Origin of the sequence: Herbiconiux sp. VKM Ac-1786 (genome assembly GCF_015350805.1) — a bacterium.
Lineage (GTDB): Bacteria > Actinomycetota > Actinomycetes > Actinomycetales > Microbacteriaceae > Herbiconiux.
In genome coordinates this window covers 1,872,586-1,895,320 of the sequence record NZ_JADKSG010000001.1, presented here as the reverse complement: position 1 = coordinate 1,895,320, position 22,735 = coordinate 1,872,586, and the positions used below count along the sequence as shown (strand labels likewise).

Sequence of the window (22,735 nt, the reverse complement as noted above, 5' to 3'; positions counted from 1 at the left end):
TTTGATCACTTCATCAACATAACTGCTACTGTGTGGATCGTCAACGACGACTGTCCAGGAGGATGACATGCAATCAACACACAGGATCTGGCCGCGGATCGCGATGGCGTCGGGGGCGACGCTCGCGGTGATGGGGCTGCTCACCGCCTGCACCGCAGGCACCCCCGACTCGGGCGGAGCGGCCGCACCGGCCGCCGACACCACGGTGGAGGACAACGCGGCCACCGGTGACACGATCACCATCGGCTTCTCCGGCCCCGCCGCCGACCACGGCTGGCTCGGCGCCATCAACACCGCCGCCATCGCCGAGGCCGAGAAGTACTCCGACGTCGACCTCGTCGTCGCCGAGGGCACGAACGACGCGAACCTGCAGATCAGCCAGGTCGAGACCTTCATCAACGACAAGGTCGACGCGATCGTGCTGCTGCCGACCGACGGCGCCGCCCTGACCGACGTCGCGATCAAGGCGATGAACGCGGGCATCCCCGTCATCAACGTCGACCGCGAGTTCTCCAGCACCTTCGCCGCCCGCACCACCGTGCTCGGCGACAACTACGGCATGGGCGTCAGCGCCGGCACCTACATCTGCGAGCAGCTCGACGGCAAGAAGGATGCGGTGGTCGCCGAGATCGCCGGCATCGACAGCCTGCCGCTGACGCAGGAACGCAGCAAGGGCTTCGCCGACGCACTCGACGACTGCGGTCTCGACGTGTCCAACCGCGTCGCCGCCGACTTCACCGTGCAGGGCGGAGAGGCCGCGGCCTCCCAGCTGCTCTCGGCCGCTCCCAAGATCGACGCCATCTGGAACCACGACGACGACCAGGGGGTCGGCGTGCTCGCCGCGATCGACGCGGCCGGCCGCGACGAGTTCTTCATGGTCGGCGGCGCCGGCTCGGCGAACGTCATGCGCTCGATCCAGGCCGACGACACGGTGCTGAAGGCCACGGTCATCTACCCCTCGACGCAGGCCGCCGACGGCATCGCACTGGCCCGTCTGGTCGTGCAGGAGAAGGGCATGAGCGACCTCGTCGAGTCCTCCGTCCCCCGCAAGATCCAGCTGTACGCACCGGTGGTGACCAAGGAGAACGTCGAGGTCTACCTGCCCAGCGCGTTCGAGTCGTAGGAGCGGGAGCCGTGACGGGAACCTCTCCCCCGCTCCGGGTCGCCATGGTCGGCAACGGCTTCATGGGCGCGGCCCACTCCCAGGCCTGGCGCGTCGCGCCCCGCTTCTTCGACCTCCCCCTCGAGCCGTGCATGAGCGTGCTCGTGGGGCGCGACGCCGGCCGCGCGGCCGGCGCCGCCGCCCGCTGGGGCTGGTCGGAGTCGTCGGACGACTGGCGGAGCGTGATCGAGCGTGACGACGTCGACCTGGTCGACATCGTCACGCCGGGCTGGTCGCACGCCGAGATCGCGATCGCCGCGCTCGAGGCGGGCAAGCACGTGCTCTGCGAGAAGCCGCTGGCGAACTCCGTCGAGGAGGCGCGGGCGATGGCGGACGCCGCCGCCCGCGCCGCCTCCCGGGGCGTGTTCGCCATGGTGGGCTTCACCTACCGCCGGGTGCCGGCCGCCACCCTCGCCCGCGATCTGATCGCGGCGGGGCGCATCGGCACGGTGCGTCAGCTCAGCGTCTCGTACCTGCAGGACTGGCTGGTCGATCCGCTCGCCCCGTTCACCTGGCGGCTCGACAAGGAGCAGGCCGGCTCCGGGGCGCTCGGCGACATCGGCGCCCACGCGATCGACCTCGCCCAGTACGTCACCGGCAGGCAGCTCGTGTCGGTCAGCGGCACGCTCGAGACCCTCGTCTCCGAGCGGCCGGTGCTCGCCGAGTCGCACGGACTGAGCGGCACGGCGGGCGTCGGCACGGCGACCGTCACGGTCGACGACCGCGCCCTGTTCACCGGGCGCTTCGACGACGGGGTGCTCGGCGGCTTCGAGGCGAGCCGGTTCAGCACCGGGCGCAAGAACGCGCTGCGCTTCGAGGTCTCCGGATCGCTCGGTGCGCTGTCGTTCGACCTCGAGAACCTGAACGCCCTGCAGTTCTACGACGGCACGGCCGACCCCGCCACGCGCGGGTTCTCGACCATCCTGGTGACCGAGCCCGAGCATCCGTACATGGAGGCCTGGTGGCCGAGCGGTCACCTGATCGGGTACGAGCACGGGTTCTCGCACCAGGTGCGCGACCTCGTCGACGCGATCGCGCGGGGCGAGCAGCCCCGGCCCTCGTTCGACGACGGGCTCCAGGTGCAGCGGGCCCTCGAGGCCGTGGAACTGAGCTCGCAGAACGGCAGCGCCTGGACGGCGCTGGCCGAGACGGAGGAGTACGCATGACCAGACCGATCACCCTGTTCACCGGACAGTGGGCCGACCTGCCGCTCGAGGAAATCGCCCGGCTGGCGGCCTCCTGGGGCTACGACGGGCTCGAGCTCGCCTGCTGGGGCGACCACCTCGACCCGTGGCGCTGGGACGAGCCGGGCTACGTCGACGGCAAGCTCGAGCTGCTGAAACGGCACGGGCTCGAGGTGCACGCCATCTCGAACCACCTCAAGGGCCAGGCGGTGTGCGACGACCCGATCGACGCGCGCCACCGCGACATCCTCCCCGACGTCGTGTGGGGCGACGGCGACCCGGAGGGCGTCCGGCAGCGCGCGGCCGAGGAGATGAAGAACACGGCCCGGCTCGCCGCCGCCCTCGGGGTGAAGACCGTCGTCGGGTTCACCGGGTCGAGCATCTGGAAGTACGTGGCGATGTTCCCGCCCGTGTCGCAGGAGCTCGTCGACGCGGGCTACCAGGACTTCGCCGACCGGTGGAACCCGATCCTCGACGTCTTCGACGAGGTGGGGGTGCGCTTCGCCCACGAGGTGCACCCGAGCGAGATCGCGTACGACTACTGGACGACCGTGCGCACCCTGGAGGCCATCGGTCACCGGGAGGCGTTCGGCCTGAACTGGGACCCGTCGCACTTCGTCTGGCAGGAGCTCGACCCGGTGTCGTTCATCCTCGAGTTCGCCGACCGCATCTACCACGTGGACTGCAAGGACGTGAAGATGAACACCGGCAACGGCCGCAACGGGCGGCTCGGCTCCCACCTCGCGTGGGCCGACCTGCGGCGCGGCTGGGACTTCGTCTCGACCGGGCACGGCGACGTGCCCTGGGAGAAGAGCTTCCGGGCGCTCAACTCGATCGGCTACGACGGGCCCATCTCGGTGGAGTGGGAGGACGCCGGCATGGACCGGCTCGTCGGCGCCCCCGAGGCCCTCGGCTTCGTGAAGAAGCTGGCCTTCGAGGCGCCGAGCGCCTCGTTCGACGCCGCCTTCAGCACCCGCTGAGGCGCGTCCCGCGGAGGGGTGCGTGAGCGCCCCTCCGCCCCACGACCCGCGTCGCTGGGCGGGGAGGACCTGTCAGTCCCCGTCCTCGCCCAGCGCCGCGACCATCGCGTCGATCCGCTCGACCGACAGCGCCGACTGGATGGCGAGCACGCCCGCACCGGCGATCGCCGCATCCGCCCCCATGCGCGACTTCGTGATCTCGAGGTGCTGGGTGGCGAAGGGCATGGCTCGCGTGTAGACGGCCTCGCGCACGCCGGCGATCAAGTGCTCGCCGGCGGCCGAGAGCGCCCCGCCCAGCACGATCGTCGAGGGGTTCATCAGGCTCACGCAGGTCGTCAGCACCTCGCCGAGGTCGCGGCCCGCCTGGCGCACGGCCTGGATGGCGTCGATGTCGCCCTGCCGCACCAGCTCCACCACGTCGGCGCTGGTCGAGACGGTCGCGCCGTCGCGGGTGAGCGAGCGCGCCACGGCCGAGCCGGAGGCGATGGCCTCGAGGCAGCCCTCGTTGCCGCAGCGGCAGTGCACGCCCGCGCCGCGGGCCACATAGACGTGCCCGAGGTCGCCCGCGGTGCCCTGGGCCCCGCGCTGCAGCGCGCCACCCGAGATGACGCCGGCGCCGATGCCGGTGGCGATCTTGACGAAGATGAGGTCGTCGACCCCCGGCCAGGCGAGCTCGCGCTCCCCCAGCGCCATGATGTTCACGTCGTTGTCGACGAGCACCGGCACGCCGAAGTGCGCGCCGAGCACGCCCGCGACGTCGAAGCGGTCCCAGCCGGGCATGATCGGCGGGTTGATGGGGCGGCCGGTGCTGTGCTCGACCGGGCCGGGCAGGCCGACGCCCACCGCGATCAGGGGGCCGACGCGCTCGCCGGCGGAGGCGACGAGCTCGGAGCCCATCCGCATCACCCGGTCGAGCACCTCGCGCGGGCCGGCGGCGATGTCGAGGTCGTCGCCTGCCTCCTCCACGACCCCGCCGGTGAGGTCGCTGATGGCGACGCGCACGTGCGACGCCCCGACGTCCACCCCGAGCACGGAGTGCCCCACCGGGTCGAGGGCGAACTGCGTCGACGGGCGCCCGCCGGTGGAGATCGCGTCGCTGACGGGCTTCAGCAGCGCCAGCTTCATCAGGGCGTCGATGCGCAGCGCCACCGTCGACCGGGCGAGGCCGGTCATGGCGGCGAGCTCGGAGCGGGTGCGCGGCTGCCCATCGCGCATGATCTGGAACAGATCGCTCGGATTCGACCCCGAGGAGGAGTTCGGAGCGCGGCCGGGCAGACTTACGTCGATCATCGACACATCCTAGCGTGCCGGGGTGGCCTGTGCCCGCTCCTCCCGGCGGAGCCGACGACGCTCACGCGCCCCCTCCACGAGGTTGTAGAACACCGGCAGCACGATCAGGGTCAGCACGGTCGACGACACCAGGCCGCCGATCACGATGATCGCCAACGGCTGCGAGATGAACCCGCCCTTGCCCGTGAGCCCCACGGCCATCGGCAGCAGCGCGAAGATCGTCGCGAGCGCCGTCATCAGGATGGGCCGGAGCCGTCGGCTCGCCCCCTCCACCAGGGCGTCGCGCACACTGAGACCCCGGGTGCGGTACTGGTTCACGAGGTCGACGAGCACGATGGCGTTCGTCACCACGATGCCCACGAGCATCAGCGCGCCGATGATCGACGGCACGCCGAGCGGGATGCCCGAGATGACCTGCAGGCCGATGGCGCCGGTCGCCGCGAACGGGATCGACACGAGCAGCAGCAGCGGCTGCAGCAGGCTCTTGAAGGTGGCCACCATCACGACGTAGACGATCAGGATGGCCACGAGCAGCGCGATCCCGAGCTGCGAGAAGGCGTCCTGCTGGTCGGTCACCACGCCCCCGACCGCGGCGGTCGCTCCCGCCGGCAGCGACACGTCGGCCAGCGCCTGCGTCACCTCGCCGCTCGCGGTGCCGAGGTCGTCACTGTTCGGCGTGACCGAGACGGTCGCCGTGCGCACGCCCTTCTGGGTGGTGATCGTCGACGGTCCGTCGACCACCGAGACGGTGGCGAGCGAGTCCAGTCGCGCGGGGCCGGCCGCCGTCGGGATGGTCAGCTCGGCGAGCTGCGCCTGGGTGGTGGGCGGGTTCTGGCTGTCGAGGTAGATCGTGTAATTGGTGTCGTCGATCACGATCGAGCCGATGTTCGTCGGCTGCATGGCCTGCGAGACGATGCCGCCCACGGCGACCTCGCTGAGGCCGGCCTGGGCCGCCTTGGCCCGGTCGACCGCGACCTGCACGAACGGGCGCGAGGCGCTGAGGTTCGACGAGACCTGCTCGACGGCGCCGAGGTCGGTCATGGCGGCGACGACCGCGTCGGAGGCAGTCGACAGGTCGCCCTGGTTGGTCGCCGTCACGTCGATCGCGATGTCGGACGAGGTGCCGAGCCCGGCTGCGGCCGAGACGCTGATCTCGCCGACGTCGGGCACCGCCTCGACCTCGCTGCGCACGGTCGACTGCAGCTTCTCCTGGTCGGCGTTCTCATCCGTGGTGATGTTGTAGGTGATCGAGCTGTCGCCGCCGCCCGAGAAGGCGTCGCGGAGCGAGGATCCGCTCGAGCCGATCGTCAGCTGCACGGTCTCGACGCCGTCGATGCCCTCGAGCACCGACTCCACCTGGGTGGCCGCGGCCGACTGCGCCTCGAGGCTCGAGCCGACGGGCACGGTCTGCGTGACGGTGAGGGTGTTCTGGCCGCTGCCGCCGAGGAAGTTGGTCTTCATCAGCAGGGTCAGCGGGAGGGTGCAGAGCAGCACCACGACCGCGATCAGGATGGTGACGACGGAGTGCTTCAGCGTCCAGGCGATGATCGGCAGGTAGCGGCGCTGGAGCGCGGTGGGCGGCTCCTCCTCGAGCGCCTTGTGCGCGTTCGGGCGGGCGCGGCGGCGGGTGGGCTCGATCAGGGCCACGGCGGTGCCGGGCACGGCGCCCGGGGTTCCGGCGACGGCGGGGTCGAGCGCGGGGTCGTCGACCATCGGCCCGGCGTGGCTGTGCGGGGCCGACGGAGCCGGGGCAGCGGCCTCGGCCTCGTTCTCGGCGGCGGCGGCCTTCGGCTTCGGCGGGCGGATGAACCAGTACGCGAGCACCGGCACGATCGTCAGCGCCACGAGCAGCGAGGCCAGCAGCGCGATCGTCACCGTGAGCGCGAACGGCCGGAACAGCTCGCCCGTGGTGTCGCCCACGAAGGCGAGCGGCAGGAACACCGCGACCGTCGTGATGGTCGAGGCGGTGATGGCGCCCGCCACCTCCCGCACGGCGTCGACGATCAGCGAGGCGCGGGCGATGCCCGACTCCCGCGGCCCGAGCTCGGCGGCGGCGAGCGAGCCGAGGTGCCGCTTGATGTTCTCGATCACCACGATGGAGTCGTCGACCACGCGCCCGATGGCGATCGTCAGCGCGCCGAGCGTGATGATGTTCAGCGTGTAGCCCGAGGCCTGCAGCCCGATGAAGGTGATCAGCACCGAGGTCGGGATGCTGATCGCGGTGACGAGCGTCGACCGGATCGACAGCAGGAAGACGAACACCACGAGCACGGCGAAGACGAGCCCGAGCAGACCCTCGGTCGCGAGCGACTCGATCGACTCCTGGATGAACGGGGCCTGGTCGAACACGATGGTGAACGTGGCGCCGGGCAGGTCGGCCTCGAGCTGCGGCAGCAGGTCGCGCACGCCCTGCGAGACCTCGACGGTGTTGGCGCTCGGCAGCTTGGTGACCGACACGGTCAGGGCGTCCTGCCCGTTCACGCGCGAGATCGAGGTCACCGGGTCGTCGACCAGGGCGACCGTCGAGACCTCGCCGATCGTGATCGGGCTGCCGTCGCCGTCGAGTCCGGGCAGCGGCAGGTTCGCGATGTCGTCGGTGCTGGCGAGCTTCGAGCCCGACTGCACCGCGTAGCTCTGGCCGTTCTCGGTGAGGGTGCCCGCCGGGATCAGCCGGCCGTTGGCGTCGACGGCGTCGCTGATGGCGCTCGAGCTGAGCCCGCGCGCGGCGAGGGCGGCGGGGTCGGGCGTGATGGTGACGCGCTGCCCGATCTGGCCGATCACCTGCGCCTCGCGCACACCCTCGACGTCCTCGAGCGCGGGCACGGCGGTGGTCTCGAGCTGCTGCGCGAGGGCCTTGGCGTCGTCGCCCGAGACGGCGATCGAGATGATCGGCAGGTCGTCGATGCTGCCGCTCAGCACCTGCGGGTCGAGGTCGGCGGGCAGCGTCGACTTGATGCGGTTGATCGCCTGGGTGAGCTTCTGCTCGGCCGTCGCGAGATCGGTGCCGTAGGTGAACGTCGCCGAGATGATGCTGAGGTTCGTGCTCGAGGTCGCACTCGTGGTCTCGAGGCCCTCGACGCCCGCGATCGCGGTCTCGATCGGCGTCGACACGTCGTCGTTCACCACCTCGGGGCTCGCGCCCGGGTAGGTGGTGAGCACCGCCAGCTGCGGGAACTGGATGCTCGGGATGAGCTCCTGCTTCAGGCTCGTCAGCGCGAGCCCGCCGAACACGGCGACGACGATCGTGACGAGCGCGATCAGCGCCCGGTTCTTCATGCTGAGGACGGCGAGGAAATGCACGTGGGGGTCTCTCTCGGAGGGATCCGGCGCCGGGCAGATGCCTAGGCTCCTTAACTATCCCACCTAGAGCCAGCCCTTGCGTTTGAAGACCGTGTACAGCGCGAAGCCGAGGGCCAGCATCAGCCCCATGGCGAACGGGTAGCCGAGCACCCAGTGCAGCTCGGGCATGTACTCGAAGTTCATGCCGTAGATCGTGCCGACGAGGGTGGGGGTGAACAGGATGGCCGCCCAGGACGAGATCTTCTTGATCTCGTTGTTCTGGTCCTGACTGACGAGGGTCGCGTGGGTCATCAGGGCGTTCTGCAGCAGCTGGCGGAACGAGTCGACCCGGTCGGTGATGCGCAGCACGTGGTCGTGCACGTCGCGGAAGTCGTCCCGCAGCTCCTCGTCGGCCCCGTTCAGCGAGTCGCGCAGGTTCTCGAGCACGTCGACGAGCGGATGCACGGCCCGCTGCAGCGCCATCACCTCCCTCGAGAGCTCGTAGATGCGGCGAGACACCTCCTGGTCGCCGTTGAAGAGCTGGTCCTCGATCTCGTCGATGTCGTTCTCCACGCCCGCCACCACGGGGAAGTACTCGTCGACGACCTGGTCGAGCACGGCGTAGAGCGCGGCGAGCGGGCCCTTCGCGAGCAGCGACGGGTCGCTCTCCATCCGCCGGCGCACCTGCGCGAGGTCGGGCGACTCGGCGTGCCGCACCGAGATCAGGAAGTCGGCGCCGAGGAACAGGTGCACCTCGCCGAACTCCACCCGCTCCTCGGCGTCGAGGTACCGGGCCGGGCGCAGGGCGACGAAGGTTGCCGTGCCGTACTTCTCCATCTTGGCGCGCTGGTGGCCGGCCAGGGCGTCCTCCACGGCGAGCGCCGGGAGGTCGAACTCGCGGGTGACGGCGTCGAGCTCCTCGGGGCTGGGGCGGTAGAGGCCGATCCAGGCGAAGCCGTGCCGGGCGCGCAGCACCTCGAAGGTCTCGTCGAGCGACTCGGGGTCGGCGGTGCGGCGGCCCTCGACGTAGACGGCGTTGTCGACGATCACGAGGCGGCCCGGATCAGCGCGAGCACGATCTGCGCCGAGCGCTCGGCGGTCAGGTCGGTGTTGTCGACGTGGTCGGCGGGGGCGTCGTCGGTGGCGAGGTCGGAGATGCCGCGCACGGAGGCGAAGCCGAGGCCGTTGGAGTAGCTGACCTGCGCGATCGCGGAGGACTCCATGTCGACGGCCGCGGCCTCCGGGAAATTCGCGCGGGCGATCGCGGCGCGGTCGGCGGTCACGAAGGAGTAGCTCGAGACGATGGGGCCGGTGCGGAGCGCCCAGTCCGCCCCGGCGTCGGGGGTGAGGGAGGCGACGGCGGCGAGCATCCGCTCATCGGCGTCGTAGACCGCGGGCATGCCGGGCACCTGGCCGAGGCGGTAGCCGAACACGCGCGCGTCGGCGTCGATGTTGATGTACCGGCTGCCGACCACCACGTCGCCCGCGGCCACGCCCGCGCCCAGACCGCCCGCGGTGCCGGCCGAGAGCACGAGCGGATGCTCGGCACCCTGCTCGCGCGCCCGCACGATCGCCGTGGTCAGCGCCGACGCCGCGTTGACGAAGCCGATGCCGCTGTGCACGAGCAGCACCGGGAGGCCGTCGAGCACGACGTGACGCAGCACGGCCTGCCCGACCCGCTCGCCCTCGCCGGCCGGCCCCCCGGCCGGGCCCTCGGCCCTGGCGAGGAACGGTGCGGCCTCGTCGGCCATGGCGACCTGCACGATGGCGAGGGGGGCGGGGGTGTGCTGCGCGTCCATCCGAGTGACGCTACCAGCGCCGACCTACTCCGGACGCCGGAACGGCGCGAGGTCCCGCCCGTCCCACTCCGTCACCCGCGCGCGCTCGGGCGCCTCGGCCGGCGCGGAGCCGTCGGTCTCCGGTCGGAGCAGGGCGCCGACCAGCACCAGCACCGGCAGGGCGATCAGCGCGGCCGAGAACACCGCCGGGGCGAGGGCCGCGAGCAGCAGGGCGAGCTGGGCCTCGACGGGGTAGACGCAGCCCGTCGAGGAGCAGACCCCGCTGTTCCAGAAGGTCTGCATCATCGGGTGCGAGGTGACGACGAGAACCGCGAACGAGAGTCCGAGGAGGGCGACGACGACGAGTGCGACGGGGCGCAGCGACCGCCCGGCGGAAGAGGACACGGAGGCTCCGATCGGTCGGGCGCGGACGACGAGGGCGGCGAGACCGAGGATCACGGCCAGCGCGGAGCCCGAGGCGACCGCCGACTGCACCGACCGCAGCACCTGGGCGAGCGTGTAGGCCACGTCGTCGGGTCGGGCCGTGCACTCCCCGGCGGCCTCGCAGTCGAGGCCGGTCGAGACGTTCTGCAGGAACAGGAAGCCCGCGAGCATCAGCACGAGGCCGGCCGAGCCCACGGCGACCAGGGTGATCGCGGCGGTGCGCACCGGTCGGGACATGCCCTCGACGGTATCAGGCGGCCTCGGGCGGGTCGGGGAGGAAGCGGTAGCCCATGCCCGCCTCCGTGACGAAGTGGCGCGGGCGCGCCGGCACGGGCTCGAGCTTCTTGCGCAGCTGCCCGATGTAGAGGCGCAGGTAGCCCGTCTCCTTGACGCGGTGCGTGCCCCAGACCTCGGTCAGCAGCTCCTGGTGGGTGACGAGCCGGCCGGGGTTCCGCACCAGCAGCTCGAGCAGCTTCCACTCGGTCGGCGTCAGCCGCACCGGGCTGCGGTCGTCGTCGTGCGTGACCTGGTGCGTCGCGAGGTCGACGGTCACGCCGCCGAACGCGATCACCGGCTCGCCCCCCGACGGGCCCGGGGTGCTGCGGCGGGTCAGTGCCCGGATGCGCGCCAGCAGCTCGTCCATGGCGAACGGCTTGGTGACGTAGTCGTCGGCGCCGGCGTCGAGCGCATCGACCTTGTCGGCCGAACCGGAGCGCCCCGACACCACGAGGATCGGCACCGCCGACCAGCCGCGCACCGCCTCGATCACCTCGATCCCGTCGAGCCGCGGCATCCCGAGGTCGAGCATGATCAGGTCGGGCGAGCTCTGTGCGGCCGCCGCGATCGCCTCGGCGCCGTCGGCCGCCGTCTCGATCTCGTAGCCCTGCGACCCGAGCGTGATGCGCAGCGCCCGCAGGATCTGCGGGTCGTCGTCGGCGATCAGGATCTTCATTCGTGCGCCTCCTGCGCCTCGTCGTCGTGCGCCACCGGCAGCGACACCACCATCGTCAGTCCGCCGCCGGGGGTGTCCTCGGCCTCGAGCGTGCCGCCCATCCCCTCGGCGAACCCCTTCGACAGCGCCAGACCCAGCCCGAGCCCCGTGAGGTTGTCGAGGTCGCCGAGCCGCTGGAACGGCACGAACACCTCGCTCCGCCGGTCGGCGGGGATGCCCGGCCCGCGGTCGACGACGCGCAGCTCCACCCGCCCCGCGAACGCGCTGGCCGACACCACCACCCGCTCCCCGGCGGGCGAGAAGCGCAGCGCGTTCGAGAGCAGGTTCACGAGCACCCGCTGGAGCAGCACCGGATCGGCCTCGAAGGCCGGGAGCCCCGGCGGCAGCTCGAGCTCGACCTGCTCGGGCCCGGCGCCGAGCTCGTCGAGCACCGCGGGCACGATGTCGTCGAGGTCGACCGGGGCGAGCGAGACGCCGAGAACGCCGGCCTGCACCCGGCTCACGTCGAGCAGGTCGGTGAGCAGTCGGCCGAGGGCGCCGAGGCTCTCCTCGGCGGTGCTCAGCAGCTCCTCGCGGTCGGCCTCGGGCAGCTCGGAGCGGAGGCCGGTCACGGCGGCCGTCGCGCTGGCCAGCGGGCGGCGCAGATCGTGGCCCACCGCGGCGAGCAGCGCCGAGCGCACCCGGTCGGCCGCCGCGAGCGGGGCGAGGCCGCTGGCGGTCTCGGCCAGGCCCTGGTGCTCGAGGGCGGCGGAGAGCTGCGCCACGATCACCGCGAGCATGCGGCGGTCCGCGGCCGAGAGCGTGCGGCCGTGCAGCTCGAGCACCGCGCCGTCGGGGTCGCCGTCGGAGTCGGGGTCGGGGTCGCCCTCGGCGGCGAGCGGCACCCGCGTCACGGCGTCGGTGTCGCCGGGCGCGGGCCGCGCATCCGCTCTGACCGGCCCGGCCGGCCCCTCGGTGGCGTAGAGCACCTGCCCGGCGCGCACGAGCCGCACCGCGGTGAGCCCGAACGCCTCGCGGGTGACGGTGACCAGGGCTTGCAGCGCATCCTGCCCCCGCAGCACGCTGCCGGCCACGGTCGCGAGCAGCTCCGACTCGGCGGCCGAGCGGCGGGCGGCGCGGGCCCGCCGGGCGGCGCGGTCGACCACGAGCGACACGAGCACCGCGATCACGACGTAGAGCGCGAGCGCCAGGGCGTGCAGCGGGTCGGCGATGGTGACGCTGTAGAGCGGTTCGACGAAGAAGTAGTCGAGGGTCAGCCCCGAGAGCACGGCCGAGAAGAGCGCGGGGCCGAGCCCACCGATCAGCGCCGCGACCACCACGAGAAGCTGGTACGCGAGCACCTCCGAGGTGATCGACTCGTCGCTGCGGACGGCCGAGAGCAGCCAGGTCAGCAGCGGGCCCGCGACGAGCGCGAACGCGAAGCCGCCGACCCGGCGGCGCACCGTCAGCGACCCGCGGGTGCCGGGCAGCCGGCGCCGATCGCCCGCGGCGGCATGGGTGACGATGTGCACGTCGATGTCGCCCGACTCGCGGATGACCGTCGCCCCGATCCCCGGCCCGGTGACCAGCGCGGCGAGCCGGCTGCGCCGCGACGCCCCCAGCACGAGCTGCGTGGCGTTCGAGGCGCGGGCGAAGCCGACGAGCGCGCCCGGCACGTCGTCCCCGACCACCTGGTGGAAGCTGCCGCCGAGGCTCTCGACGAGCGAGCGCTGGCGGGCGAGGGCCTCGGGATGCCGCTCCCGCAGCCCGTCGGGAGCGCTCACGTGCACCGCCAGCAGGCGGCCGCCGGCCGACCGCGCCGCGATGCGGGCGCCGCGGCGCAGCAGGGTCTCGCCCTCGGGGCCGCCGGTGAGGGCGACGACGACGCGCTCCCGCGCCTCCCACGGGGCGCCGATGCCGTGGTCGTCGCGGTAGCGCTGCAGGGCGGAGTCGACCTCGTCGGCGAGCCAGAGCAGCGCCAGCTCGCGGAGAGCCGTCAGGTTGCCGAGGCGGAAGAAGTTCGACAGGGCGGCGTCGATCCGGGACGCCGGGTAGACGCGGCCCGCGGCGAGCCGCTCGCGGAGCGCGCCCGGGGCGAGGTCGATGAGCTCGACCTGATCGGCGTCGCGCAGCACCGCATCCGGAACCGTCTCGTGCTGCGGCACCCCGGTGATCTGCTGAACGACGTCGTTCAGCGATTCGACGTGCTGGATGTTGACGGTCGTGATCACGTCGATCCCGGCGTCGCGGAGGGCCTCGACGTCGCGCCAGCGCTTCGCGTGCGCGAGACCGGGCGCGTTCGTGTGCGCGAGCTCGTCGACCAGCGCGACCTCGGGCGCACGCGCCAGCACCGCCTCGAGGTCGAGCTCGCCGAGCCCGACACCGCGGTGCTCGGCCCGTCTCCTGGGCACGACCTCGAGCCCCTCGGCCGCGGCCTCGGTCGCGGTGCGCCCGTGCGACTCGACCACCGCGATCACGACGTCGCGGCCCTCGCCGGCCAGCCGCCGCCCCTCGTCGAGCATCGCCACGGTCTTGCCCACGCCGGGCGCCGCCCCCAGCAGAACCCGCAGCGCACCCCGCCCCACGGGCATCCACTCCTCCACGGCCCCGCCGCACCGGCCGGGCATCTGACCTAGAGCGTAGTTCCGCGCCCCGACCGCCGTCGACCCGCCCGCGCCGTTCCGCCCGCCGCGCCTAGGCTGTCGCCATGAGGATGCGCCCCGGCACCGTGCCCGCCACCGCTCTGCTCGCCGCCGCTGTGCTGACCGCCGCCGTGGCCGGCTGCACGGCCACGCCGGCGCCGGCGCCCGCCCCGGCAGCCGCCACCCCGCCGGCGCCCACCTCGGCGGCGACCACTCCCCCCGCAGCGGCCGCGATCGCCCTGGCCCCCTCGACGGTCGACCTCGCCGACACGACGGAGGCTCCCGCGCTGGCGCGCGAGGTGCTCGGGAGCGCCGAGCCGGGCGACGACGCGCAGTTCGGCGCCCTGGTGACCGAGCTGTCGCTGCGGTTCCCGGGGCAGTACGTCGAGGGCGAGTGGAGGGCCGACGAGGTTCCGCCGGCGCGGGTCGTGCTGCTCGGAACCGCGACCGGCGAGCTGCGGCAGCTGCTGGAGACGGCACCGCTCGCCGTCGAGGTGGTCACCACGGCCGGGCCTTCGCTCGAGGAGTCGAACGCGTCGATCGAGCGAGTGTTCGCGCTGCTGAAGGAGCACGACGCCGCCATGTCCGCCTCGGGCGGGTACGAGCAGCTCGAGCAGCGGTACACGATCGACTACACCGCGGCGAGCCCGATCGACGCCGCGGAGGTGGGGCGGCTGCTCGACGGCGCCGCCGTGCGCCTGACCTGGCTGGGCACCGAGCCGGTGGCGGGCACCGGGCCGCAGGCCGAGGCGCTCTGAGTCGAGGTCGCGCGGGCGCGGGCCCGGGCGCGGGCTCCGCTCAGCGCACGGTGGCGGGGCCGCCCGAGGCGCCGCCGTGGGAGTGGCCGTTGCTGCCGCCCGAGCCGGGCTCCTCGGTGAACTGGAGGCCGCCGGAGCCGTTCGAGGAGGCGGTGAGCACGTCGAGCCACTCGCGGTTGATCGAGGGCACGCGGCCGCCCGCGAACTTGAAGTAGAGCGGGATGGACGAGTCGAGCCAGATGCTCGAGCGGCCGTCGCCGATGGCCGGGTCGTCCTTCCAGGAGAAGAAGAAGCTCTCCTTGCGGCGGAGCTTCGCGGCGATCACGATCTGCAGGTGGGTGAGGGTGCGGTCGTCGAACTCGATCTCGATGCCCGACGTGCCGTACAGCAGCTTTCCCATTGCCAGAGTCCTCCCGCGCGCGATGGTGTGAGTCCATTAACGCACGGAGAGCCGCCCCGGTGTGCGACGGGCTAGTGTTGCGATCACCAGACGAGATGAGGGCTCTTCGTGTTCAGGAAGAAATCGCCGCGCACCCCCGAGACGGCGGCGCTCCAGCCGGGCTCCGATCTCGAGGTCGGCGGCTCGAACAGCGTGCCGGGGGTGCGGATCAACGCGTTCCGCATCGGCCTCGTCGGCGGGCTCGGAGTGCTGCTCTCGCTCGTCATCGGTGCCGCCGTCACGCAGCTGAGCACGGTGCTGATCTACGTCGGCGTCGCCCTCTTCCTCGCCCTCGGCCTCGACCCCCTCGTCTCCTGGCTCGAGCGCCGCATGCCGCGCCCGCTCGCCATCGTGATCGTGTTCGCCGCGGTGATCGGCCTGTTCGTGGGCCTGCTGTTCGCGGTCATCCCGCTGGTGGTCGATCAGGCGGGCAACCTGTTCCGCCAGTTCCCCGATCTCGTCACCGACTTCGAGAAGAGCGACTTCGTCGCGACCGTGCAGACGAACCTCGGCGACTTCGTCGACATCAACAAGGCCGTGCAGTCGGCGACCGACTTCGTGCAGGATCCGAACAACCTGCTCGCCCTCGGCGGCGGCCTGCTCGCGGTCGGCAGCGGCATCGCCAGCGGCCTCACCGGCTCGGTCATCGTGCTCATCCTGACCCTGTACTTCCTCGCGTCGCTGCGCAGCATGAAGAAGGTCACCTACCGCTTCGTGCCGGCCAACAAGCGGGCCTCGTTCGCGTCCCTCACCGAGGACGTCACCGGCGCCGTCGGCCGCTACGTCGTGGGCCAGATCGGCCTCGCGTCGATCAACGGCATCCTGAGCCTGATCTTCCTGTCGATCATCGGCGCCCCGCTGCCCGTGCTGTTCGCCTTCGTGGCCTTCCTGGCGTCGCTCATCCCGCTCGTCGGAACACTCAGCGGCTCGCTGATCATCGTGCTGGTGTGCCTTTTCGCCTCGCCGGTCACGGCGCTGGTCGCCCTGATCTACTACCTGGTCTACATGCAGGTCGAGGCCTACTTCCTCAGCCCCCGCATCATGAACCGCGCGGTCTCGGTGCCCGGCTCGATCGTGGTCATCGCGGCGGTGGCGGGCGGCACGCTCGGTTCGGTGCTCGGCGCGCTCGTCGCGATCCCGGTCGCCGCCTCGGCGATCATCATCGTGCAGAAGGTCGTCTTCCCGAAGCAGGACGCCAAGGTCTAGCCGTACCGCCCCCGGCAGAGACGAGCGGATGTCGGCGCCCGGGCGTACGGTCGGTCTGGTCAGCGACGAAAGGATTCGTAAATGACCAGCACCATCGAACGCACTGTCGAGGCTCCCGCCGACGGCGGCGCCAAGACCACCCGACGCCAGAACGCCGAGAAGGGCTTCACGGCCTCCAAGCAGCTCACCGACGACCTCCAGAAGGTGCTCGTCGACCTGATCGAGCTGCACCTGCAGGGCAAGCAGGCCCACTGGAACGTGGTGGGCAAGAACTTCCGCGACCTGCACCTGCAGCTCGACGAGATCATCGACGCGGCCCGCGAGTTCTCCGACGTGGTCGCCGAGCGCCTGCGCGCCCTGCACGCCTCGCCCGACGGCCGCAGCGACACCGTCGCGGCCACCACGACGCTGCCCGAGTACCCGAACGGCGAGGTCGACACGGCCGAGACGGTCGACCTCATCACGCAGCGCCTCGAGGCGACGGTCGGCACGATGCGCGAGGTGCACGACGAGGTCGACGAGGAAGACCCGACGAGCGCCGACATCCTGCACGCGATCATCGACAAGCTCGAGCAGTTCGCCTGGATGGTCTCGGCCGAGAACCGCACCCCCAACCGCGCGAAGTAACCCGCGACTCCCCGAAGGCCCTCGCGTCGCCCACCGCGACCGGGGGCCTTCTCGCTGCCCGGCTCAGAGATGCACGACCGACACCCACGGACGGTCGGCGAACGCGGCGTAGACCTTGTGCAGCAGATAGTCGACCGCCATCGCGCCGAACGCATCGACGGCGAGCCGATTCGCCGTGCCCCGCGTGATCGTCACCACGGCCGTGTCGCTCTCCCGCACGAGGAAGGTGTGGGCGACGATGTCCACCCCCAGCCGACGGCCGGCGTCGGTCGGCATCGGCCGCCGCCCGAGAACCGTGTCTGTGCCGGTGTCGACGGTGATCACCGCGCTCGGCACCGAGACCAGGAGCTTCCCGTCGAGGGGGTCGACGACGACGTCTCCCGGCACCTCGCCGAGCGCGATGTCCGACACGACCCGCCCGGCCTCCAGGTCGACGACCGCGACTCGGCGGTCGTCCGTCGGCACGTAGACCTTCTGCCGCGTGAAGTCGACGGCGAGCCGGGAGCCGCTGCGGGGGATCGGGATCCCGGTTCCGACGGCTGCGCCGTTCTCGTCGAGGGTGAGGAGCTGATGACGGTCGTTCAGCACGTACAGGCGGGAGGCGTAGGGGTCGACCTCGACCTGGCCGATGTGGAGGCCGAGTGATGCCGAGACCGCGATTGTGGCTCCCGTCCTCCCGTCGAGGATCGTGAGCGTTCCGGCGTCGCTGTCGGTCAGCACCACCCGGTGACTGACGGGGTCGACCGCGACGAAGTCGCCGCCGGCGACGGCGACCGGGTCGGTGACGAGGGTGTCGGTGCGCGCGTCGATGGTCGCGAGGAGCCGACCACCCGGGCGGGCATCGTCGTCGCCGAGAACGAACACCCGGTGCAGCGGGGAGTCCACGGCGACCTGATCGGTCGAACGGTATCCCGGCAGTGACACGACGGGCTGGAACGCGGAGGCCGGCACTGCGGGCAGCACGACGAGAGCGGCGATGACGCCACCGGCGAGAGCCAGGGCGGGGAGGTGGCGGGGCATGGGCGTCCTTCGGATCGGCGCGCGGGCTGCGCATCCGGCGACGCTACAGCCGCTCGAGCCCGGGGCGGGATGAGCAACTTCTACTCACGGACGGGGTCGACACCGGGCGCTAGGCGGGCGCGGGGCCGGGCGGGGGCGCGGGCGGGTCGAGGGGGAAGACGAGGAGGGAGCTGGTGGCGGTGGCGAGCAGCGTGCCCGCCTCATCCGTCACCCGCCCCTCGGTGAAGGCCACCCGGCGGCCCGGCTTCACGACGCGGCCCTCGACGGTGATGCGCCCGGTGGAGTGCCGGAGCGGCCGCAGGTAGCTCACGTTCAGGTCGATCGAGGTGTAGCCGACGCCCGCGGGCAGCGTCGACTGCACCGCGCACCCGGCCGCCGAGTCGAGCAGGGTGCAGACCAGCCCGCCGTGCACGATGCCGATCGTGTTGTAGTGCGACTCGTCGGGCAGGCAGGTGAACACCGCCCGGCCCACCTCGACCTCGATCAGGTCCATTCCCATCAGGAGCCCCATCGGCGGCGGCGGGAACGTGCCGTCGATCAGCCCCCGGAGGTAGTCGATCCCGGCCAGCCCGGCGGCGGGGCGCGAGGTCTCGAACGGGTCGTCCCACTCGATCACGCGCCGTCGGCGGGGGCCCTCTGCAACGTCGTCGTCAGCCATGCCGACACTGTAGGGCGGGCCGCCCGCCGGGGGTGATCCGTTGTGGGAATCGTCAAGCCCGGGGGTGCGCTCCGGGGTGGGTGCGGTCGAGGGCCGCGCCCTCGACGTCGACGTTCGGGAGCAGCCGGTCGAGCCAGCGGGGCAGCCACCAGGCCGAACGGCCGAGCAGGTGCATCAGCGCCGGCATCAGCAGCATGCGCACCACGAAGGCGTCGAGCAGCACCCCGAACGCGAGCCCGAAGCCGATCGAGCGGATGATCGTCGACTCCGAGAAGATGAACCCGCCGAACACCGCGATCATGATCAGCGCCGCCGCGATGACGACCGAGCGGCCGGCCTGGAATCCCTGCGCGACCGCGAGCCGCGCATCCGCCCCGTGCACATAGGCCTCGCGCATGCCCGACGCGAGGAAGAGCTGGTAGTCCATCGCCAGCCCGAACAGGATGCCCACGAGGATGACCGGCAGGAAGCTCAGGATCGGCCCCGTGCTGTGCAGCCCGATCAGCTCCGCGCCCCAGCCGAACTGGAACACCGACACGATCAGCCCGTAGGTCGCGAACAGCGACAGCACGAACCCGCCGGTGGCGATCACGGGCACGAGCAGCGACCGGAACACCAGCACCATGATCACGAGCGACAGCCCCACGACCACCACGAGGTACAGCGGCAGCACGGCGCTCAGCCCCTCCGAGATGTCGATGTTCGTGGCCGCCTGGCCCGCGACCCCGAGCGTCATCGCGCCGGTGACGGCGTCGCTCGTGACCGGGGGCAGGTTCCGGATGCTCTGCACCAGCTCCTCGGTGGAGACGCTGTTCGGCCCCTCGGCCGGCAGCACCTGGAAGGCCAGCAGCGTCCCGTCCTCCGACGCGGCGATCGGCGCCACCGCCTCGACGTCGGACTGGGCGCCCAGCACCTCCGCGACCGCGAGCTGCGCGTCGGGCAGGGCGCCCTCGGAGACCCCCTGCTCGAGCGCCGCGGTCACCAGCAGCGGGCCGTTGGCGCCCTCGCCGAACTCGTCGTCGACGATCGAGAAGGCCCGGGCGCTGGTCGAGCCCTCGGGTTCGGTCGAGCCGTCGGGCAGGCCGAGCCGCATCGACAGGGCCGGGATCGCGATGACGAGCAGCGCGACGATGCTCACCAGCACGGTCGTCACGGCGCGCACGGTCGACATCGGGCGGGCCGGCTTCTGCTCCTTCTGGCGGCCGATCGAGGCCCGCGCCGTGCGGCGCAGCAGCCGCTCGCCGACGAGACCGAGGATGGCGGGGGCGAGCGTGATCGCGATCAGCACGGCGACCGCGACGCAGACGGCGCCGACGGTGCCCATCAGGCCGAGGAACGGGATGCCCGTGACGCTCAGTGCGAGCAGCGCGACGATCACGGTCGAGCCGGCGAACACCACGGCGGTGCCCGAGGTGCCGGTCGCGAGCCCGATCGACTCGCGCACCGGCACGCCGGCGAGCACCTGCTTGCGGTGCCGGTTCACGATGAACAGGGAGTAGTCGATGCCGACGGCGAGGCCGAGCATCACGCCGAGCACGGGGGTGACCGAGGCCATGTCGATGACGCCCGAGAGCGACAGCGAGGCGGTGACGCCCACGCCGACCCCGACGAGCGCGGTGACGATCGGCAGCGCGGCGGCCAGCAGCGAGCCGAGCATCACGATCAGCACGACGGCCGCGAAGACGAGGCCAACGGCCTCGCCGACGCCGAAGATCTGGGGCACGCCCTGCGCGATGTCGGTGCCGAAGGCCACGGTCGTGCCGGGCACCGGTGAGTCGTCGAAGTGGTCGATGACGCCCTGCTTGACCTCCTCCGACAGCTCGAGCCGCGGGTCGGTGAAGGAGACGTTGACGATCGCCGTCGAGCCGTCCTCCGACACCACGCCGATGCCGTTCGCGAGCTCGAGCAGCTCGGAGCCGGTCTCGAGCTGAGCGGCGCCGGCCTCGAGCTCGGTGCGGGAGGCGTCGAGCTGGGCCTGCTGGGCGTCGAACGGGGCGAGCTGCTCGGGGCCGGCGCCGGCGGCGACCGCCTGGTCGCGCGCCGCGGTGAGCTGCTGCTGCCCGGCGTCGAGCTGGGCGCGGCCCTCGGTCAGGCGGGCCTCGGCGGTGGAGAGGCGGATGCCCTGGTCCTGCTGCTGCTTCTGGGCGTCGAACGGGTCGATGACCGCGGCGACGCCGTCGAGCTCGGCGGCCGAGGCGGCGAGCTCGGAGATCGACTGCCGCTGCGCATCCGTGAATTCCTCACCGGAGTCGGTCTGGTAGACCACCGTGCCCGTGCCGCCCGCGGTGTCGGGCAGCTTCTCGGCCAGCTGATCGGTGACGGCCCCGGAGGCCGTGCCGGGGATGTCGAAGCTGTTCGTCAGCGTTCCGCCGAAGGCGAGGAACGCGCCGACCGAGACGCCGAGCAGCACCACCCAGGTGATGATCACCGCCCACGCGCGACGCGCGGCGAACGAACCGAGCCGGAACAGCGATGACGCCATGAGCGATCTCCCTCGTGACGGGTCGCCGTCGGGTCGGGCGCGCCGTCGGACTTTGATCATACGCGACGTCTCGTCTAGCTCCTGACACTATCCTGAGCGGATGACCGAGCACCGCAGCGGGCCCGTGCGCAGCGCCGCGGCGCGCGAGGCGATCCTCTCGGCGACGGCCAGGCTGCTCGTCGACGAGGGCTGGGACCGGCTCACCATCGAGGGCATCGCGCGCGCGGCCGGGGTGGGCAAGCAGACCATCTACCGGTGGTGGGCGTCGAAGGGCGCCCTCGTCGCCGAGTGCCTGCTCGACGGCCGGTTCTTCGCCGTCGAGCCCGCCGTGGGCGACACGGGCGAGCTGCTGCGCGATCTGCGGGACTGGCTGACCCCGGTGCTGCACTTCCTGAACACAACCACCGGCCGCTCGCTGCTGCACTCGCTCGTCGCGGCCGCCACCGAGGAGGCGGGCGTGGGCGCGCACCTCAGCGACGCCTTCGGCGCCGACCGCCTGCTCGCCGATCGGCTGCGGGCCGCCGTGGCGACGGGCGAGCTGCCGCCCGGCACCCCGGTCGACCAGCTCGGCCACGCCGTGTTCGGCGCCCTGATCTTCGAGGTGCTGAGCAAGGACGAGATCGACGTGCCGGCCTTCCTCGACCTGGTCGGGTTCCTGCTCGGCCCGCGGCCCGCGGCGGGCGAGCCGGAGACGCCGGGCTCGCCGGCAGAGCCCGCCTAGGCCGAGTCGCGCCAGACGATCGACGTCTCGAGGAAGCTGCCCTCGGCCTCGACCGTGCGCCCCTCGATCTGCGCGAGCACGAGCTCGGCGGCCCGGCGTCCGAGCAGGTCGGCCGGCTGGTGCACGGTCGACAGCGGCGGCTGCGTGCGCCGCGCCCAGGCGCTGTCGTCGAAGCCGACGACCCCGATGTCGCCGGGCGCGCTCAGCCCGACGTCGCGCATCGCGTCGAGGGCTCCGGCCGCGATGGCGTCCGACGACGCGAACACCCCGTCGACCCGGTCGTCGTGCGTGAGCAGCTCGCGCATCCCGGCGATGCCGCTGGAGTGCGCGAACAGCGGCACCTCGACCACCAGCCGCGGGTCGAAGCGGTCGCCGAGAGCATCCGTGAAGCCGGCGAGCCGGTCCTGACCCGAGTCGCGGTCTAGGCCCGCGGCGATCATGCCGATGCGCTGCCGCCCGGTGGCCATCAGCCGCTCGGTGACGGCCCGCGCCGCGCTGCGGTTGTCGATGCCGACGTAGGGCACGCCCTCGATGTCCATCGGATGCCCGACGAACGCCGCGGGCAGCCCCGACCGTGCCACAGCGATGCCGATCGGGTCGTTCTCGCGGGCCGAGATGATCACAACCCCGTCGACGTAGCCGCCCGTGAGGTAGGCGGCGACGCGGGCGCCGTCGCGGTCGGAGTCGACCACGAGCGAGACGAGCTGGTAGTCGGCCTCGGAGAGCACGGCGTTGATGCCGAGCAGGATGCTGCCGATGTTCGGGTCCTCGAGGAAGAGCGAGTGCGGCTCGTGCACGATCAGCCCGATGGCGCCGGACTGGCGCGTGACCAGGTTGCGGGCGGCCGCGTTCCGCACGTAGCCCACCTCGGCGACGGCCGCCTCGACCGCGGTGCGCGCGGCGTCGGAGACGTACGTCTCCCCGTTCAGCACCCGGGAGACCGTGCCGCGCGAGACCCCGGCGACCCGGGCGACATCGTTGATGGTCGCCCGCTGAACGGGCCGTCTGGGCGGCATGCGACCACCCTATAGCGGTCGGGGCGAGCATCCGGAGTTGACAGCGACCGGACGCCTGCTTACTCTGGGAGCGTTCCCAGACTCTCGACGAGGAGTTGTCGGCGCCACATCTGGGAGC

General features: G+C 72.2%; 19 protein-coding genes. 7 read left to right on the top strand and 12 right to left on the bottom strand.

Translation table 11 applies throughout. The features are described 5' to 3' along the window. Positions 1-67: 67 nt before the first annotated feature. The 3 genes from ITJ64_RS09295 to ITJ64_RS09285 are packed head-to-tail and all read left to right on the top strand — an operon-like array spanning position 68 to position 3,326. Complete coding sequence (locus ITJ64_RS09295; protein ID WP_194680353.1) at positions 68-1,123, top strand: substrate-binding domain-containing protein; 1,056 nt, start codon at positions 68-70, stop codon at positions 1,121-1,123. A 44-nt stretch (positions 1,124-1,167) separates the two neighbouring features. Continuing rightward, entirely contained in the window at positions 1,168-2,328 is a 1,161-nt protein-coding gene (locus ITJ64_RS09290) for a Gfo/Idh/MocA family protein (protein WP_194680827.1), read from the top strand. After that, positions 2,325-3,326 carry a sugar phosphate isomerase/epimerase gene (locus ITJ64_RS09285; RefSeq protein ID WP_194680352.1) on the top strand — a complete coding sequence of 334 codons (1,002 nt, stop codon included), beginning with the start codon at positions 2,325-2,327 and terminating at the stop codon, positions 3,324-3,326. The genes ITJ64_RS09290 and ITJ64_RS09285 overlap by 4 nt, the downstream gene beginning before the upstream one ends. Positions 3,327-3,398: 72 nt before the next feature. On the opposite strand, the gene ITJ64_RS09280 is transcribed toward ITJ64_RS09285, so the two are convergent. From ITJ64_RS09280 to ITJ64_RS09250, 7 genes are all read right to left on the bottom strand, one after another. Next, positions 3,399-4,616: an ROK family protein gene (locus ITJ64_RS09280; protein ID WP_194680351.1), complete on the bottom strand. Its 1,218-nt coding sequence runs from the start codon at positions 4,614-4,616 to the stop codon at positions 3,399-3,401. A 9-nt stretch (positions 4,617-4,625) separates the two neighbouring features. Further along, a complete protein-coding gene (locus ITJ64_RS09275; protein WP_194680350.1) occupies positions 4,626-7,916 on the bottom strand; it encodes an efflux RND transporter permease subunit in 3,291 nt (1,096 codons plus the stop codon). Between the two features lie 63 nt (positions 7,917-7,979). Beyond that, the gene (gene corA / locus ITJ64_RS09270; protein ID WP_194680349.1) at positions 7,980-8,945 is read right to left on the bottom strand and encodes a magnesium/cobalt transporter CorA; all 966 of its coding nucleotides are present in this window, start codon (positions 8,943-8,945) and stop codon (positions 7,980-7,982) included. Beyond that, positions 8,942-9,694: a 5'-methylthioadenosine/S-adenosylhomocysteine nucleosidase gene (mtnN, locus tag ITJ64_RS09265; protein ID WP_194680348.1), complete on the bottom strand. Its 753-nt coding sequence runs from the start codon at positions 9,692-9,694 to the stop codon at positions 8,942-8,944. Before mtnN ends, corA begins: the two co-directional genes overlap by 4 nt. 24 nt (positions 9,695-9,718) lie before the next feature. After that, the gene (locus ITJ64_RS09260) at positions 9,719-10,354 is read right to left on the bottom strand and encodes a hypothetical protein (protein WP_194680347.1); all 636 of its coding nucleotides are present in this window, start codon (positions 10,352-10,354) and stop codon (positions 9,719-9,721) included. A gap of 13 nt (positions 10,355-10,367) precedes the next feature. Beyond that, the gene (locus ITJ64_RS09255; RefSeq protein ID WP_194680346.1) at positions 10,368-11,069 is read right to left on the bottom strand and encodes a response regulator; all 702 of its coding nucleotides are present in this window, start codon (positions 11,067-11,069) and stop codon (positions 10,368-10,370) included. Further along, positions 11,066-13,633 (bottom strand): DUF4118 domain-containing protein, encoded by a 2,568-nt coding sequence (locus tag ITJ64_RS09250; RefSeq protein ID WP_194680826.1) that lies wholly within the window; start codon positions 13,631-13,633, stop codon positions 11,066-11,068. The genes ITJ64_RS09255 and ITJ64_RS09250 overlap by 4 nt, the downstream gene beginning before the upstream one ends. Positions 13,634-13,755: 122 nt before the next feature. On the opposite strand from ITJ64_RS09250, the gene ITJ64_RS09245 reads away from it, so the two are divergent. After that, positions 13,756-14,448 (top strand): hypothetical protein, encoded by a 693-nt coding sequence (locus ITJ64_RS09245; RefSeq protein WP_194680345.1) that lies wholly within the window; start codon positions 13,756-13,758, stop codon positions 14,446-14,448. A 40-nt stretch (positions 14,449-14,488) separates the two neighbouring features. Here ITJ64_RS09245 and ITJ64_RS09240 read toward each other — a convergent pair whose 3' ends face one another. Then, positions 14,489-14,848 carry an ATP-dependent DNA ligase gene (locus ITJ64_RS09240; RefSeq protein WP_173182515.1) on the bottom strand — a complete coding sequence of 120 codons (360 nt, stop codon included), beginning with the start codon at positions 14,846-14,848 and terminating at the stop codon, positions 14,489-14,491. Positions 14,849-14,956: 108 nt separating this feature from the next. On the opposite strand from ITJ64_RS09240, the gene ITJ64_RS09235 reads away from it, so the two are divergent. Then, the gene (locus ITJ64_RS09235; protein ID WP_370545112.1) at positions 14,957-16,093 is read left to right on the top strand and encodes an AI-2E family transporter; all 1,137 of its coding nucleotides are present in this window, start codon (positions 14,957-14,959) and stop codon (positions 16,091-16,093) included. 81 nt (positions 16,094-16,174) lie between these two features. Beyond that, positions 16,175-16,720 (top strand): Dps family protein, encoded by a 546-nt coding sequence (locus tag ITJ64_RS09230; RefSeq protein WP_194680344.1) that lies wholly within the window; start codon positions 16,175-16,177, stop codon positions 16,718-16,720. Between the two features lie 63 nt (positions 16,721-16,783). Here the strand turns inward: ITJ64_RS09230 and ITJ64_RS09225 are convergent, their stop codons facing one another. From ITJ64_RS09225 to ITJ64_RS09215, 3 genes are all read right to left on the bottom strand, one after another. Continuing rightward, on the bottom strand, positions 16,784-17,740 hold the full coding sequence (locus tag ITJ64_RS09225; RefSeq protein ID WP_194680343.1) for a YncE family protein: 957 nt from the start codon (positions 17,738-17,740) through the stop codon (positions 16,784-16,786). Positions 17,741-17,849: 109 nt separating this feature from the next. Further along, positions 17,850-18,398 carry a PaaI family thioesterase gene (locus ITJ64_RS09220; RefSeq protein ID WP_194680342.1) on the bottom strand — a complete coding sequence of 183 codons (549 nt, stop codon included), beginning with the start codon at positions 18,396-18,398 and terminating at the stop codon, positions 17,850-17,852. Between the two features lie 52 nt (positions 18,399-18,450). Further along, on the bottom strand, positions 18,451-20,880 hold the full coding sequence (locus ITJ64_RS09215; RefSeq protein WP_194680341.1) for an MMPL family transporter: 2,430 nt from the start codon (positions 20,878-20,880) through the stop codon (positions 18,451-18,453). 100 nt (positions 20,881-20,980) lie between these two features. Here ITJ64_RS09215 and ITJ64_RS09210 point away from each other — a divergent pair, with 100 nt between their 5' ends. After that, a complete protein-coding gene (locus ITJ64_RS09210) occupies positions 20,981-21,601 on the top strand; it encodes a TetR/AcrR family transcriptional regulator (protein WP_194680340.1) in 621 nt (206 codons plus the stop codon). On the opposite strand, the gene ITJ64_RS09205 is transcribed toward ITJ64_RS09210, so the two are convergent. After that, positions 21,598-22,617 carry a LacI family DNA-binding transcriptional regulator gene (locus tag ITJ64_RS09205; RefSeq protein ID WP_194680339.1) on the bottom strand — a complete coding sequence of 340 codons (1,020 nt, stop codon included), beginning with the start codon at positions 22,615-22,617 and terminating at the stop codon, positions 21,598-21,600. The genes ITJ64_RS09210 and ITJ64_RS09205 overlap by 4 nt on opposite strands. Positions 22,618-22,735 lie beyond the last annotated feature (118 nt).

Coding starts and splice junctions, on each gene's coding strand:
- ITJ64_RS09295 (WP_194680353.1), top strand. CDS start 68: ATGCAATCAACACACAGGATCTGGCCGCGGATCGCGATGGCGTCGGGG.
- ITJ64_RS09290 (WP_194680827.1), top strand. CDS start 1,168: ATGGTCGGCAACGGCTTCATGGGCGCGGCCCACTCCCAGGCCTGGCGC.
- ITJ64_RS09285 (WP_194680352.1), top strand. CDS start 2,325: ATGACCAGACCGATCACCCTGTTCACCGGACAGTGGGCCGACCTGCCG.
- ITJ64_RS09280 (WP_194680351.1), bottom strand. CDS start 4,616: ATGATCGACGTAAGTCTGCCCGGCCGCGCTCCGAACTCCTCCTCGGGG.
- mtnN (WP_194680348.1), bottom strand. CDS start 9,694: ATGGACGCGCAGCACACCCCCGCCCCCCTCGCCATCGTGCAGGTCGCC.
- ITJ64_RS09260 (WP_194680347.1), bottom strand. CDS start 10,354: ATGTCCCGACCGGTGCGCACCGCCGCGATCACCCTGGTCGCCGTGGGC.
- ITJ64_RS09255 (WP_194680346.1), bottom strand. CDS start 11,069: ATGAAGATCCTGATCGCCGACGACGACCCGCAGATCCTGCGGGCGCTG.
- ITJ64_RS09245 (WP_194680345.1), top strand. CDS start 13,756: ATGAGGATGCGCCCCGGCACCGTGCCCGCCACCGCTCTGCTCGCCGCC.
- ITJ64_RS09240 (WP_173182515.1), bottom strand. CDS start 14,848: ATGGGAAAGCTGCTGTACGGCACGTCGGGCATCGAGATCGAGTTCGAC.
- ITJ64_RS09230 (WP_194680344.1), top strand. CDS start 16,175: ATGACCAGCACCATCGAACGCACTGTCGAGGCTCCCGCCGACGGCGGC.
- ITJ64_RS09225 (WP_194680343.1), bottom strand. CDS start 17,740: ATGCCCCGCCACCTCCCCGCCCTGGCTCTCGCCGGTGGCGTCATCGCC.
- ITJ64_RS09220 (WP_194680342.1), bottom strand. CDS start 18,398: ATGGCTGACGACGACGTTGCAGAGGGCCCCCGCCGACGGCGCGTGATC.
- ITJ64_RS09215 (WP_194680341.1), bottom strand. CDS start 20,880: ATGGCGTCATCGCTGTTCCGGCTCGGTTCGTTCGCCGCGCGTCGCGCG.
- ITJ64_RS09210 (WP_194680340.1), top strand. CDS start 20,981: ATGACCGAGCACCGCAGCGGGCCCGTGCGCAGCGCCGCGGCGCGCGAG.
- ITJ64_RS09205 (WP_194680339.1), bottom strand. CDS start 22,617: ATGCCGCCCAGACGGCCCGTTCAGCGGGCGACCATCAACGATGTCGCC.